The sequence below is a fragment of the Aminobacter sp. P4_H6_2 genome, from assembly GCF_056400805.1.
Genome location: NZ_JBFUKO010000097.1, coordinates 1 through 12,854 on the forward strand (window position 1 = coordinate 1; position 12,854 = coordinate 12,854).

General features: G+C 62.5%; 16 protein-coding genes. 9 read left to right on the top strand and 7 right to left on the bottom strand.

Annotated features, from left to right (window positions below):
• Positions 1-228: 228 nt before the first annotated feature.
• Together recR and AC1DUU_RS10395 are read left to right on the top strand one after the other, a co-directional pair.
• Complete coding sequence (gene recR, locus AC1DUU_RS10390) at positions 229-834, top strand: recombination mediator RecR (RefSeq protein ID WP_476783354.1); 606 nt, start codon at positions 229-231, stop codon at positions 832-834.
• 193 nt (positions 835-1,027) lie between these two features.
• Complete coding sequence (locus AC1DUU_RS10395; protein ID WP_476783340.1) at positions 1,028-2,302, top strand: lytic murein transglycosylase; 1,275 nt, start codon at positions 1,028-1,030, stop codon at positions 2,300-2,302.
• A gap of 41 nt (positions 2,303-2,343) precedes the next feature.
• Here the strand turns inward: AC1DUU_RS10395 and AC1DUU_RS10400 are convergent, their stop codons facing one another.
• From AC1DUU_RS10400 to AC1DUU_RS10415, 4 genes are all read right to left on the bottom strand, one after another.
• On the bottom strand, positions 2,344-3,345 hold the full coding sequence (locus AC1DUU_RS10400; protein WP_476783341.1) for an LLM class flavin-dependent oxidoreductase: 1,002 nt from the start codon (positions 3,343-3,345) through the stop codon (positions 2,344-2,346).
• Positions 3,342-4,166: an arylamine N-acetyltransferase family protein gene (locus AC1DUU_RS10405; protein ID WP_476783342.1), complete on the bottom strand. Its 825-nt coding sequence runs from the start codon at positions 4,164-4,166 to the stop codon at positions 3,342-3,344. The genes AC1DUU_RS10400 and AC1DUU_RS10405 overlap by 4 nt, the downstream gene beginning before the upstream one ends.
• Before the next feature lie 65 nt (positions 4,167-4,231).
• Positions 4,232-5,377 carry an AI-2E family transporter gene (locus tag AC1DUU_RS10410; RefSeq protein ID WP_476783343.1) on the bottom strand — a complete coding sequence of 382 codons (1,146 nt, stop codon included), beginning with the start codon at positions 5,375-5,377 and terminating at the stop codon, positions 4,232-4,234.
• A gap of 97 nt (positions 5,378-5,474) precedes the next feature.
• The gene (locus AC1DUU_RS10415; RefSeq protein WP_476783344.1) at positions 5,475-6,521 is read right to left on the bottom strand and encodes an LLM class flavin-dependent oxidoreductase; all 1,047 of its coding nucleotides are present in this window, start codon (positions 6,519-6,521) and stop codon (positions 5,475-5,477) included.
• 220 nt (positions 6,522-6,741) lie between these two features.
• Between AC1DUU_RS10415 and AC1DUU_RS10420 the strand changes: the two genes are divergently transcribed.
• Positions 6,742-7,170 carry a DUF6481 family protein gene (locus tag AC1DUU_RS10420; RefSeq protein WP_476783345.1) on the top strand — a complete coding sequence of 143 codons (429 nt, stop codon included), beginning with the start codon at positions 6,742-6,744 and terminating at the stop codon, positions 7,168-7,170.
• A gap of 258 nt (positions 7,171-7,428) precedes the next feature.
• Here the strand turns inward: AC1DUU_RS10420 and sugE are convergent, their stop codons facing one another.
• Entirely contained in the window at positions 7,429-7,743 is a 315-nt protein-coding gene (sugE, locus tag AC1DUU_RS10425) for a quaternary ammonium compound efflux SMR transporter SugE (protein ID WP_476783346.1), read from the bottom strand.
• Between the two features lie 159 nt (positions 7,744-7,902).
• Positions 7,903-8,028 (bottom strand): hypothetical protein, encoded by a 126-nt coding sequence (locus AC1DUU_RS10430; RefSeq protein WP_108609499.1) that lies wholly within the window; start codon positions 8,026-8,028, stop codon positions 7,903-7,905.
• A gap of 155 nt (positions 8,029-8,183) precedes the next feature.
• On the opposite strand from AC1DUU_RS10430, the gene AC1DUU_RS10435 reads away from it, so the two are divergent.
• Positions 8,184-9,161 (top strand): cation diffusion facilitator family transporter, encoded by a 978-nt coding sequence (locus AC1DUU_RS10435; protein ID WP_476783347.1) that lies wholly within the window; start codon positions 8,184-8,186, stop codon positions 9,159-9,161.
• 43 nt (positions 9,162-9,204) lie between these two features.
• Complete coding sequence (locus tag AC1DUU_RS10440) at positions 9,205-9,609, top strand: GFA family protein (protein ID WP_476783348.1); 405 nt, start codon at positions 9,205-9,207, stop codon at positions 9,607-9,609.
• Between the two features lie 36 nt (positions 9,610-9,645).
• Here the strand turns inward: AC1DUU_RS10440 and AC1DUU_RS10445 are convergent, their stop codons facing one another.
• A complete protein-coding gene (locus tag AC1DUU_RS10445) occupies positions 9,646-10,911 on the bottom strand; it encodes a DNA recombination protein RmuC (RefSeq protein ID WP_476783349.1) in 1,266 nt (421 codons plus the stop codon).
• A 103-nt stretch (positions 10,912-11,014) separates the two neighbouring features.
• Between AC1DUU_RS10445 and def the strand changes: the two genes are divergently transcribed.
• From def to AC1DUU_RS10465, 4 genes are all read left to right on the top strand, one after another.
• Entirely contained in the window at positions 11,015-11,545 is a 531-nt protein-coding gene (gene def / locus AC1DUU_RS10450; protein WP_476783350.1) for a peptide deformylase, read from the top strand.
• A gap of 64 nt (positions 11,546-11,609) precedes the next feature.
• Positions 11,610-11,900, top strand: coding sequence for a helix-turn-helix domain-containing protein (locus AC1DUU_RS10455; protein ID WP_476783351.1), 291 nt, complete (start codon positions 11,610-11,612; stop codon positions 11,898-11,900).
• Entirely contained in the window at positions 11,897-12,319 is a 423-nt protein-coding gene (locus AC1DUU_RS10460) for a PIN domain-containing protein (protein ID WP_476783352.1), read from the top strand. The genes AC1DUU_RS10455 and AC1DUU_RS10460 overlap by 4 nt, the downstream gene beginning before the upstream one ends.
• 47 nt (positions 12,320-12,366) lie before the next feature.
• A partial coding sequence (locus AC1DUU_RS10465) for a methionyl-tRNA formyltransferase (RefSeq protein ID WP_476783353.1) occupies positions 12,367-12,854 on the top strand: 488 nt, incomplete at its 3' end.

A 12,854-nucleotide genomic window follows, 5' to 3' on the forward strand; every position in this document is an offset into this window, starting at 1 on the left:
TGCCTGGCGTCGACGATTCGGCGCCTGCAACTGACTCTTCCGCTGGTTCCGATGCGGCGCTGGCGAGTGCCATGTCGTTCCAGGCCAGCCCCAAGCAAGCCGATGCTGTCGGCGCGCTGATCGCCAGCCAGGACCGGCCGATGAACGACTAGGCAATAGCGGGCGGACCTGGTGTCCGCCCTTCACTATTCGCTACTCACCGTCAGCTACTCGCTCTATATCGCTTCCATGTCGAAGCGAATCGCCGGTCCCGAGATCGAACGTCTGGTTCAGCTCCTGGCCAAGGTGCCCGGGCTTGGGCCGCGCTCGGCCCGCCGCGCAGCCCTTCATCTCATCAAGAAGAAAGAGCAGCTGCTCGCCCCGCTGGCCGCCGCCATGGGCGAAGCGGTCGACAAGGTGCGGGTGTGCTCGACCTGCGGTAATGTCGATACGTCGGACCCTTGCATGATCTGCACCGATCCGCGCCGCGATTCGACCACCATCATCGTCGTCGAGGACGTGTCCGATCTCTGGGCGCTGGAGCGGGCAGGGGCGATGAACGCGCGTTTCCACGTGCTGGGTGGCACGCTGTCGCCGCTCGATGGCATTGGCCCGGATCAACTCACCATCAAGCAGCTGGTGACCCGTATCGCCGAGGGCGGTGTCGGCGAGGTCATTCTTGCGGTCAACGCAACCGTCGAGGGCCAGACCACGGCGCACTACCTCACCGACCAGCTTTCAGGCTTCGACGTCAAGATCACGCGGCTCGCCCATGGCGTGCCGGTTGGCGGCGAGCTCGATTATCTCGACGAGGGAACGCTGTCCGCCGCACTCAAGTCGCGGACCGTCTTTTGACGCAATTGCCCGGCAGGGAGGGTGGATGAAACGTCTTCTTGCTGCTTTTTCGTTCCTTCCCACCCCCCTCTGGCCTGCCGGCCATCTCCCCCTCAAGGGGGGAGATCATTCGCATCCGCGACGGCCCTCGCCCTGTGACGTTGGGGGGCGGCGAGGCGGCAATGAAGGCCTGATCTCCCCCCTTGAGGGGGAGATGGCCGGCAGGCCAGAGGGGGGTGCGAAGAAGCGATACCTCGGCAATTTGGCAGCTGCATTTCTTTTCGCGTTGACGGCGCTGCCTCTCATCACCCCCGCCTCCGCTGCAAAGATCGACGACCAGTTCCAGGCCTGGCTTGCCAAGGACCTGTGGCCGGAGGCCAAGGCCAAGGGCATTTCCAAGGCCACGTTCGATGCGGCTTTTTCAGGCGTTTCGCCCAACTTGAAGCTGCCCGACCTTGTTTTGCGGGGTGAAAAGCCCAAGACGCCCAAGAAGCAGCACCAGGCCGAATTCGGCTCGCCCGGCAATTATTTTCCCGAAAAGACCCTCGGTGCCGTCACCGCAGGCGGGCGTACGCGTGCCAGTGCAAATGCCAAGACGCTGGCCGCGATCGAAAAACGCTTCGGCGTGCCGGGTGGAGTGGTGCTCGCCATCTGGGGTCGCGAATCCGGCTTCGGCGCCGCCAAGATGCCATACGACGCCTTCGAGGTGCTGGGCACCAAGGCCTTCCTGGCAACCCGCAAGGACATGTTCCGCAAGGAGCTGCTCGCCGGGCTCGAGATGGTCGAGCGTGGGCTGGTCAGCCGCAAGGACATGCGCTCGTCCTGGGCCGGTGCTCTGGGGCAGCCGCAGTTCCTGCCGACATCATTCCTTCAACATGCCGTCGATTTCGACGGCGACGGCCGCGCCGACATCTGGAACTCGACGCCCGATACGCTGGCTTCCATCGCCAATTATCTCGTCCATTATGGCTGGGTGAAGGGGCGCGGCTGGGGTTTTGAGGTGACGTTGCCCGACAATGTCACCTGCGCGCTCGAAGGCCCCGACAAGGGCAAGAAGACCGCCGATTGGGCGGCGATGGGCATTGCCCGTGTCGGCGGCAAGCCGTTTCCGGCCAGCGAAGCGCGCGCCGAAGGTTTCCTTATGATGCCGGCGGGGCGCAACGGCCCGGCCTTCATCGTCACGCCCAACTTCTACGTGCTCAAGGAGTATAACGAGAGCGACGTCTACGCGCTGTTCATCGGCCACGGTGCCGACCGCATCGCCAGCGGCGACAAGCGTTTCGTAGGTAGCTGGGGCAAGGTCGACGGGCTCTATCGCTCCGACATCGCCGACATGCAGCGCGGGCTGGAAAAGCTCGGCTACGACGTCGGTGGCTCCGACGGCCTGCCCGGTTTCAAGACCCGCCGTTCGATCGGCGATTGGCAGTCCAAGAACGGCCGTGCCGCCACGTGCTTTCCGGACAAGGGGATCGTCGAGGCGATGCGCTGACATCACCTTCCCCCCTTGTGGGAGAAGGGAAGGGCGCGAGGCTACGCCGCCTTCGACAGCCCAGCGCCGACTTCGGCCAAGATCTCGTAGGAGCGCTTGCGCGCCGTATGATCGTAGACCTGTGCCGTCACCATCAGCTCGTCGGCGCCGGTGCGTGCGACAAAGGCTTCGACGCCGCGTTGCACCGCTTCTGGCGAACCGACGACCGCGCAGGCGAGTGTCTGCGACAGCATCTGGCGAGCGACCGGATCGAGCTCGCGCTCGTAGCCTTCGACAGGTGCCGGCAGCTTGCCCGGCCGGCCGCTGCGCAGGTTGACGAAGGCCTGCTGCACCGAGGTGAACAACTGCTTGGCTTCCGCGTCGCTATCGGCGGCAACGACATTGATGCCGGCCATGACGTAAGGCTTTGCCAGACGCTCGGAGGGCTGGAAGCGCGAGCGGTAGATTTCGAGCGCATGGTCGAGCTCGGCCGGGGCGAAATGCGAGGCGAATGCGTAGGGTAGGCCGAGCATGGCTGCGAGTTGGGCGCCGTAAAGGCTGGAGCCGAGCACCCAGACCTCGACCTGCTCGCCTTCGCCGGGCACAGCGCGGATGCGCTGCTCCGGTGTCGCCGGCTCGAAATAGCCCATCAGCTCGACCACATCTTGCGGGAAGTTGTCGACGCCGGCTTCGAGATTGCGGCGCAGGGCACGCGCGGTCAGCATGTCGGTGCCCGGCGCCCGGCCGATGCCAAGATCGATGCGGCCTGGATGCAGGGCGGCCAGCGTGCCGAATTGCTCGGCGATGATCAGCGGAGCATGATTGGGCAACATGATGCCGCCTGCGCCGACGCGGATGGTGCTGGTGCCGGCCGCAACGTGGGCGATGACCACGGAGGTCGCGGCACTGGCGATACCCGCCATGTTGTGGTGTTCGGCCAGCCAGTAGCGGTGAAAGCCCAGCTTCTCGGCGTGGCGGGCAAGGTCGAGCGTATTTCGCAGCGATTGGCCAGCAGTACTGCCTTCGGTGACCGGGGACAGATCGAGCACGGACAGGGTGGTCATGGCTTCTCCTGGAAGATTTTTTCGCGCGCGAGCGCGCTGAAGGCATCCACATCTGGGATGTCGATGTGGAACTCATTGGTGATGACTTCGGCCAACTCAGCTGCGTCAGCGAGTTCGCGACGCTCAATGCGGCCGTCGGCGAGGTAGTGCGACAGACGGTTGTTGGCGAGCGTAAGCCGGCCCTCGGGCAAAGCGCGCGCGCCCATCAGGTTGATGCGGAAATGCGAGGCCGGATTGGTCGACAGGAAATAGTTCGTGACGGCGTAGTCGATTGGATACTGTTCCTGCAGGTCGAAACGGTAGAGCGTGCGCCATTCGCCTCCGGTGTTCGCCTGGGTGCGGAAATGGCCGTCGGTTTCGATGATGCGGAAGGTTTCGTGCGGCGTTGCCTGTTCGAGCCCTGGCTGAAACAGCAGTGGCGCGGTCTGCGTCAGTCCGCCAAAGCCGACATCGGCCAGCCATGTCTGCCCGTTCAGTTCGACCCTGAGCAGCATGTGGCCGCGCATCGTGATGGCGTCCTCCGACTGGCCCCACAAAACGCGGGCGGTAAGGCCCGATACGCTGAAGCCAAGCGCTTGAAGCGCCGCCATGAAAAGCAGGTTGTGCTCGAAGCAATAGCCGCCGCGCCGGCTTGCCACCAGCTTGCGCCGCACCGCCGCCGTGTCGAGATAGACCGGGCGGAACAGGAAAGGGTCCAGATTCTCGAATGGGATCGTTTGTGGATGCAGCAGATGCAGCGCGCGCAGAACCTCAAGCGTCGGCACGCCTGGGCCGTCATAGCCAATGCGTTGGAAATAGGCGCTGAGATCGAAATCGGACATGGCGGTCTACCGGTTGCCGTTCCGATATAGGTATGGCCACCCTCGGTCACAAACAGCTTCTACGTTCAACTCGTTGACTCGGACGCCTGCTCTTCGGGCTCGGCCGTTTGCTGGGCGGCGAGGAAATTGCCGACATGCCTCAGGCTGTCGAAATGATCGCAGAACACCTTGATCACGACGAGCAGCGGCACGGCGATCAGCGCGCCGACGAAACCCCACAGCCAGGACCAGAAGGCGACCGCGATGAAGATCGCCACCGCATTGACCTCCAGGCGTCTTCCCACGACGAGCGGGGTGACGAACTGGCCCTCGATGACATTGCAGAGGATGACAAAGCCAGGTGCCAGCAAGGCGTAGGAGAGGCTGTCGAAAGTGACCAGCGAAATGGCTGCGACCAGCAGGACCGACACCAGCGCGCCAACGTAAGGCAAGAAATTGAGCAGGGCGGCTGTCACGCCCCATAGTGCTGCCGTGGGCATGCCGATCAGCCAAAGGCCAGAGGCGACCACCACGCCAAGCCCGCCATTGATCACCGCAACCGTCAGCAGGTAGCGCGAGATTTCGCGCTCGACATCATAGACGACGCGCAGCGCTCGCTTCTTCTCGCTCATGCGGGCGAAGGACTGGACGATCTTTTCGTAAAACAGCGTGCCGGAGGCGAGCAGGAACAGCGATAGCACGAAGGTGATCGCCGCGGTGGTTGCCGCCGACAGCAGGTTGCCCGCGGCTTGCGAGACTATGCCCGGCTGGGAGACGATGACCTTCTGCAGGCCGGGCTCCTGGGTGGTCTCGGCGACACGGTCGACCTGCTGAGAAATCTCCATCATCCGGTCGAAAGGATGCCTGATCTCGGCAAGCCGTTCGGTCAGCTTGCGGCCGATCGCCGGCGCGTTGTTGGCGAGGTCCATCACCGGCCCGCTCATGAAATAGCCAGCGGTTGAGATAGTCAGTACGGAAAACAGCACCAGAAGCGTGGCCGATACCGCCTCCGGCACGCCGCGCCTGCGAAAAAAACGCACGATAGGTGTCAGCATCAGCRCCAACAGGAAGGCAAGCACCACCGGCATGAAGAAGTCGCGCGCGAAATAGAGCGCGTAGACGCTGGCCAGGATGAAGATACCCAGCAACAGCGAGCGGATAAAGCGAATCTCGGCCAGCGGGAAGCCGCGCTCCGGCTGCTCCGCGCCGGAGGCTTCCATCTCGGTTTGCATGATCAACCCCCAATGCCCCGCCACCGGCCAATGCCCTGCCACTGGGACGACGGGCTTGGCGATAAACGCCGAAGCCCGCTGAAGGTTCCTGTGGTTGTCAGGCTGCTGGTGCCGCTGCGCCCAGTTCCTTGCGCACCAGCGGCGCGACCTTGGTGCCGTAGAGTTCGATCGCTTTCATGACCTTGTCGTGCGGCATGATGCCGATCGCCATCTGCAGCATGAAGCGGTCGTTCTTGAACAGCTTGTGCTGCGCCACGATCTTTTCGGCCACCACCTCCGGGTTGCCGACAAACAGCGCGCCTTGCGGAGAACGCGACTGGTCGAAATGCGCCCTGGATGTCGGTCCCCAGCCGCGCTCGCGGCCGATTCGGTTCATCACTTCGGCCTGCGGTGCGTAGAAATCGTCAGCTGCCTCTTCGGTCGTCTCGCCGACGAAACCATGCACGTTGATACTGGTGGCGAGCTTGGCCGGATCCTGTCCGCCGCGCCGCGCCGCCTCGCGATAGAGGTCGAACAGGGGGGCGAATCGCGCTGGCTCGCCGCCGATGATGGCGAGCGCCAAGGGCAGGCCGAGTACGCCGGCTCGTGCCGCCGATTGCGGTGTGCCGCCAATGGCGATCCAGATCGGCAGCTTGTCCTGATAAGGGCGGGGATAGACGCCACGATCATTGATCGGCGCGCGATGCGTGCCCGACCATGTCACGCGCTCGCTGTCGCGCAGTGCCAGCAGCAAATCGAGTTTTTCGGCAAACAGGTCGTCGTAATCCTCGAGATTGTAGCCAAACAGCGGAAACGATTCGATGAACGAGCCGCGTCCGGCCATGATCTCGGCGCGACCGCCGGAGAGCTGGTCGAGCGTTGCGAACTGCTGGAACACACGCACCGGGTCGTCCGACGACAACACGGTGACGGCACTTGTCAGCCTGATGCGCTTGGTGCGCTCGGCTGCGGCCGCCAGCGCCACGACAGGTGCGGAAGCGGCATAATCGGGGCGGTGATGCTCGCCGAGCCCGAATACGTCGAGCCCGACCTGGTCGGCCAGCTCGATTTCTTCGATGAGATTGCGCAGCCGCTGATGCGGCCCGATGGCGCCAGGGCCTGGCTCAGGGCTAACGTCCGCAAAAGTATAGAGGCCAAGTTCCATGATCGCTGGTCCTATCGCTATTATTCGTGCTACACGTAGCTATCGCTCCACGAAGCCGCCAGATGCGGTCTAGTGAACAATCCATATCGAGATTGGCGCCCAAAGAGCGTTTCCCATCGGCAACATCAGGCGATTTCATGGGAGACATGCCTTTTTGGCGCTTGAACTCTGCCTTCGCGCGCGTATGTAAACGGCGAGAAGTGACTCCAGGGAAATCAAATTGGCAATCTACAGAGAAAAAGACGTCTTCGAGCGGCGTAACGCTGCTAATGACGCAAAGAAGGCTCTCCTCGAAAAGTACAAGGCACGCCCGGCTGCTGACGATCCAGAAGTTCTGGCACGCCAGGCCGAACGCAAGGCCATCCTCGAGGCTCGCGCCATCCGCGAGGCCGAGAAGGAAAAGCTGAGGCAGGAACGCCTGGCTCGCGAAGCCGTTGAAAGGGCCGAGCGCGAAGCTCAGGCCGAAGCCGAACGCCTGGCCGCCGAAGAGGCAGCACAAGCAGAGGCCAAGGCACGCGAGGCCGAAGAGGCCGACCGTATCAGCCGCGTGCTTTCCGACGAGGCCGAGCGTAAGGCCAAGCGTGACGCGCGTTACGCAGCGCGCAAGTCGCGTGGCAAGCGGATGCCGCCCTCAGCCAACTTCGGCTGATCGCGGGATACATCCGACGCATCGGCTAGAGCGCCCTTTGTACGTCCGTTCGGACGCGCGGCGCTCGAGGTCGATTGTGTAAATTCTCATTGCTAAGCGGTTCGCGACCGGGGGTATTGCCAAGCCCCGGTCGCGGGCTGCTTTCGTGCGCCTAAAACTGCCCCCAGAATCTGAATCGATTCTCGGGAGTCCTGGTTCAAAACGGGATAATGGTGAGGCTCGCCCGTTACGGGCAGGCCAATAAGAGTTGGCTGCTGATCAGGCGACGAGCTTGAGGCCAACGATGCCCGACACGATCAGGCCGATGCAGGCGAGGCGAATCGCCGTTGCGGGCTCGCCAAAAAGCCAGATGCCAAGCATCGCAGTGCCGACCGTGCCGATGCCGGTCCAGATGGCATAGGCGGTGCCTAGGGGCAGTGTCTTCAGAGCCAGGCCAAGCAGGCCGAGGCTGATGACCATCGAGGCTACAGTGAGGACGGTCGGCGTCAGCTTCGTAAAGCCTTCCGTATATTTCAGGCCGATGGCCCAGCCGATCTCGAACAGGCCGGCGAAAAACAGATAAGTCCAAGCCATGGAACGCTCCATTGGGATGGCGGGTCGTCCCTGCCGGATGTTTTTGGGGAGTGCAAGGTCGTCCTTGCCCCGCTCAAATAGGTTTTTTTGAAGAAGAATTCAACCATGCGCCCGGCCGAGACCGGGCGTGGTTGATTGGCGTCAAGCCGAAAGCAGGGACTACTTGTCCTTGATCTTGGTCGCTTGCACCGGAGGCGCCTTGAATGCCGGCGCAGGTGCTGGCTTCTTGGCATCCTTTTTAGGTTTCCGGGCTTCTTTCCCGGCTTTCATCGCACCCTTGGCCATGATTCGTTTCTCCCGCTGCTGAGAAGCGAAGTGAAACGCGAACTCGCCGCGCTTGCAAGGGGGGTACTGAGGGCGTCGACAGCCAGCTTGCCGCTGAGGCGAAAATGCTTGAGTGCGTCAATGTCCCCGCTACAGTCCGACAGCGCGAGGCAGAGATGGCAGCACATTCGGGCTCCAAGGTTGTGATCTTCGCGGCGATAGCGGGCAATCTGCTCATCGCCGCCACCAAGTTCGTTGCGGCATCCTTCACGGGCAGTTCGGCGATGCTGTCGGAGGGCGTGCATTCGCTGGTCGACACTGGCAACGGATTGTTGCTGCTCTACGGCCTCCATCGCGCGGCCCAGCCGCCTGACCGCATGCATCCATTTGGCCATGGCCGCGAGCTCTATTTCTGGAGCTTCATCGTAGCACTCCTGGTCTTCGCGCTCGGTGCGGGCGTCGCCTTTTATGAAGGCATCACCCACATGCTTGATCCCGAGCCGATCGAAAGCCCGCTTATCAACTACGTCGTGCTTGGTCTGTGCATAGTGTTCGAAGGTGGTTCGTGGCTGGTGGCCCTCAAGGAATTCCGACGCTCCAAGGGCAATCTCGGCTACATCCAGGCGGTTCGCCGCAGCAAGGACCCAAGCGTCTATACCGTCCTGTTCGAAGACAGCGCCGCGCTGCTTGGCCTTGTGATCGCGCTCGTCGGCATTTCCGCCGCGCAATATTTCGAGCAGCCCTGGCTCGATGGCGCGGCATCCATCGGCATCAGCCTGATTTTGGGTGCAACGGCTGTATTCCTGGCCCACGAGAGCAAGGGGCTCTTGATCGGCGAGCCGGCTTTGCCTGATGTGCAAGCGAAGATCCTGGCGATCGCGCAGGCCGACCGGGCGGTCGAAAACGCCAATGGCGTGCTGACGGTGCATTTGGGGCCCGAGCAGATCGTCGCCGGCCTCAGCCTCGATTTCGTCGATCACATCTCGGCTGCCGACATCGAAACCTGCGTCGAGCGRTTGGAGGCGAAGCTCAAGGCAGAGGTTCCCGAGGTGACAGTGGTGTTCGTCAAGCCGCAGACGTCGCGGCTTTGGCGGGAACGGCGGGAGCGGATCGTGGACCCGCCGGCCGAGACGGCGAAACCCGAAAAGGATTAGGATGCCGCTGGAATCATCAACTTTGTGAAATGGAGGATTTCCAGTGAAGATCGAAGGCGGGTGCCATTGCGGCGCCATCACCTACAAGGCTGACGTAGATCCCGAAAAGACGGCGATCTGTCATTGCACCGACTGTCAGAAGCTGACCGGAACCGCGTTTCGCGTCACGGTGCAGGTGCCCGAAGCAAACATCGCATTCTCGGGCACGCCCAAGATCTATGTGAAGACAGGCGACAGCGGCAACAAGCGCGCACAAGGGTTCTGCGGCGAATGTGGCTCACATCTGTTTGCAACCTCAGTCGGCGATGGACCCAAGGTCTACGGTCTCAGGGCCGGAACATCCGATCAGCGTGAACAACTCGTTCCGCGTCGGCAGGTTTGGCATCGCTCAGCCCTTCATTGGCTGCCAGAATTCGAGGGCATGGAGACCGCCGAGAAGGCTTCATAGGCCATCTGGCCGACCGGAACCCGGCCCACGCTTCCGCTAATCGCGTTCCTCGACTACACGCAGCCTGAGCTGGCCAGTCTTGGAATTAGCGCTACGAGCATTCGGTGCTTGAGGTTTGGCGGCCTCCTCCGCCGCGCTGGGATGCGAGGCGCCGAACTCCAGCGCCTCGATCTTTTCGCCGCGCTTGGTAACCTTGGACGACGACACCAGAATATCGTCGATATCCTTGCTGGCCTGGCCGAAATGGGTCTGCAGCTTGCGCACGCGCTCGTCCAAGCGCCCGACGTCCTCCATCAGGCGAATGACCTCGCCCTGGATCAAGTGGGCCTGTTCGCGCATGCGGGCATCCTTGAGGATCGCCTGGATGACCTGGATCGACAGCATCAGGAGCGACGGCGAGACGATGACGATTCGGGCGCGGTGAGCGCGGTGCACCAGCGATTCGAAATTCTCGTGGATCTCGGCGAAGATCGATTCCGACGGCACGAACATGAAGGCGGTGTCCTGCGTCTCGCCCGCGATCAGGTATTTCTCCGAGATTGCCTTGATGTGCACTTCGAGGTCGCGCCGGAAGGCCTGGGCGGCATATTTCTGTGCTTCTGCCGCACCCTCGACGTCGGCTGCCGCGCGGATTGCGTTCCACGCCTCGAGCGGAAACTTGGCGTCGATGACCAGCGCCGGCGCGCCGTTCGGCATCTTGACCAGGCAATCCGGCCGGTTGTTGTTCGACAGCGTCGCCTGGAATTCGTATGCGCCGAGCGGCAAGCCGTCGGCGACGATCGTTTCCATGCGCGACTGGCCGAAAGCGCCGCGTGTCTGCTTGTTGGACAGGATCGCCTGCAACTGCACGACCTGGCCGGCGAGCGACTGGATGTTGCCCTGGGCAGTGTCGATGACGGCCAGCCGCTCCTGCAGCTTGGCCAGGCTGTCATGCGTCGACTTGGTCTGCTCGACCATGGTTTGGCCGATGCGGCCGGTCATCGCGTCGAGGCGCTGGCCGAGCGATTGGGTCAACTCCGCCTGGCGCGCACCGAAGATGTCGGCGACCGTACCGAGACGTCCCTGCATCTCGGCCTGGGCTCGCAGGATGCCGGCCATGCGGGCCTCGGCGTCGCGGGCATGATCGGCGGCCTCTGCGGCGGCGACCGCGCGTGCCTTGGCCGAGCGCCACAGGGCGATCATCAGCACGGCGAGCAGGACAACGAACAGCAACGCGCCAAAGCCGAGTGCCTGGCCGAGCGTGATGATTGTCGCGCCAAGCTGGGCGATCGGGGCGGACAGAATGCTGGAAAGCTCGTTCATCGCTGGCACCATAGCCGATTCGTCCCGCTTGGGCAGATCAAAACAGGAACATCTCCATTTCAGACCAGTTGACGGTTTTATTCCGACATCTTAGTTGAAGCGCATGACGATCAAGCAGCTCATCCTCCTTCCCGATCCGCTCCTGCGCGAACAATCCAAGCCGATCGAACGCATCGACGACGGCGTGCGCAACTTCGCGCGCGACATGCTCGACACCATGTATGACGCGCCGGGCATAGGCTTGGCCGCGATCCAGGTCGGCGAACCGATCCGCATGCTGGTGATCGACCTTGCCAAGGAAGGCGAGGAGCCAGCACCGCGCATCGTCATCAATCCCGAGATCGTGACGAGCAGCGATGACCGCGCGATCTACGAGGAAGGCTGCCTGTCCATCCCCGACTACTACGCCGAAGTCGAGCGTCCGGCGACGGTGCGGGTGAAGTATCTCGACGAACATGGCAAGCAGCAGGAAGTCGAGGCCGACGGCCTGCTCGCCACCTGCCTGCAGCACGAGATCGACCATTTGAACGGCGTGCTGTTTATCGACTACATCTCCAAGCTCAAGCGCGACATGGTGATGAAGAAGTTCAAGAAGCTCGCCAAGGACCGCCCGCCGAGCCGCATGGTGGGGTGATTCTACCCCATTTGCCGGCAGCGCCACGGTCTGATATCATTGATATCAACCGATGGAGGCGCATATGGGCGACCTGCTGATCAGGAATATTTCCGACGCGTTGCGGGCGGATATCGAGTCCTTGGCCCGAAAGCGAGGGCAAAGCCTGTCCGATACCGCACGCGAAGCGCTCCGCGCTGGCATCGTGGCTGTGGGTAACCGAGACGCGGTTGCTAAAGCGGCCCCGGCCGGTGAGCGACTTCGCGCCATTTTCGCAGGAGCTTTCGAGAGCAACGAAGAAGCCGACGAGTTTCAACGCAATCTCGATCAGGTGAGGCGTGGTGATTTCGGCCGGCCGATCCCAGACCCGGAATGATTGTTCTCGATACCAACATCGTTTCAGAGCCCGGACGGCCGTCGCCGGACGAACTGGCGATGGCGTGGCTCAACGGTCAAGACGAAACGTCACTTTATCTGGCGACACCAACGATCGCTGAACTTGCGATGGGAGCAAATCGCACGCTTCTGAGGTCCAACTCTGCCAAATATTCTTCGCGGCTGAACCAGTTGGTTGCGGAGTATTCAGGACGCCTGCTGGAGTTCGATCTGAATGCCGCATTCGCCTATGGCCGGATCGTCGCGTTGCGTGAGAGCAAGGGGCGACCGATCCTCGTCATCGACGCCATGATCGCGGCGATCTGCCTCGTGCATGATGCAACCCTTGCCACGCGCAACAGCCGGGACTTCGACGGACTTGACCTCAGGCTCGTAAACCCGTTTGAAGCGAGGGCCTGAACGGATAGCCGGACGCCATCTGGGGCATGCGGGATAGCCAGAGCCGAATGAGCCTTCGCGTCATCTTCATGGGCACGCCGGATTTTTCCGTGCCGACGCTGCGTGCAATAGCTGAGGCCGGCCACGAGGTTGTTGCCGTCTACAGCCAGCCGCCACGCGCCGCTGGCCGGCGTGGGCTGGAACTCACGCCGTCGCCGGTGCAACGCGAGGCCGAGCGGCTGGGCATCGAGGTGCGCACACCACTGTCGTTGAAAGGCGAGGCAGAGCAGGCCGCGTTTGCCGACCTCAAAGCCGATGTCGCCGTTGTCGTCGCTTATGGATTGCTGCTGCCCAAACCCATTCTTCTGGGCACCCGGCTTGGCTGCTACAACGGTCATGCCTCGCTTCTGCCACGCTGGCGCGGGGCAGCCCCCATCCAGCGCGCCATCATGGCAGGTGATGCCGAAACCGGCATGATGGTCATGCGGATGGAAGAAGGATTGGACACTGGACCGGTGGCGAGACTTGAAAAAGTCGCGATTGGACCCGACATGAC

What these genes read in the sequence shown, in the direction of transcription:
- sugE (WP_476783346.1), bottom strand. Translation starts at nt 7,743, where the DNA reads ATGGCTTGGACTTATCTGTTTTTCGCCGGCCTGTTCGAGATCGGCTGG.
- AC1DUU_RS10430 (WP_108609499.1), bottom strand. Translation starts at nt 8,028, where the DNA reads ATGGCCAAGGGTGCGATGAAAGCCGGGAAAGAAGCCCGGAAACCTAAA.
- AC1DUU_RS10395 (WP_476783340.1), top strand. Translation starts at nt 1,028, where the DNA reads ATGGCCGGCAGGCCAGAGGGGGGTGCGAAGAAGCGATACCTCGGCAAT.
- AC1DUU_RS10455 (WP_476783351.1), top strand. Translation starts at nt 11,610, where the DNA reads ATGGGCGACCTGCTGATCAGGAATATTTCCGACGCGTTGCGGGCGGAT.
- AC1DUU_RS10460 (WP_476783352.1), top strand. Translation starts at nt 11,897, where the DNA reads ATGATTGTTCTCGATACCAACATCGTTTCAGAGCCCGGACGGCCGTCG.
- def (WP_476783350.1), top strand. Translation starts at nt 11,015, where the DNA reads ATGACGATCAAGCAGCTCATCCTCCTTCCCGATCCGCTCCTGCGCGAA.
- AC1DUU_RS10415 (WP_476783344.1), bottom strand. Translation starts at nt 6,521, where the DNA reads ATGGAACTTGGCCTCTATACTTTTGCGGACGTTAGCCCTGAGCCAGGC.
- AC1DUU_RS10405 (WP_476783342.1), bottom strand. Translation starts at nt 4,166, where the DNA reads ATGTCCGATTTCGATCTCAGCGCCTATTTCCAACGCATTGGCTATGAC.
- AC1DUU_RS10445 (WP_476783349.1), bottom strand. Translation starts at nt 10,911, where the DNA reads ATGAACGAGCTTTCCAGCATTCTGTCCGCCCCGATCGCCCAGCTTGGC.
- AC1DUU_RS10400 (WP_476783341.1), bottom strand. Translation starts at nt 3,345, where the DNA reads ATGACCACCCTGTCCGTGCTCGATCTGTCCCCGGTCACCGAAGGCAGT.
- recR (WP_476783354.1), top strand. Translation starts at nt 229, where the DNA reads ATGTCGAAGCGAATCGCCGGTCCCGAGATCGAACGTCTGGTTCAGCTC.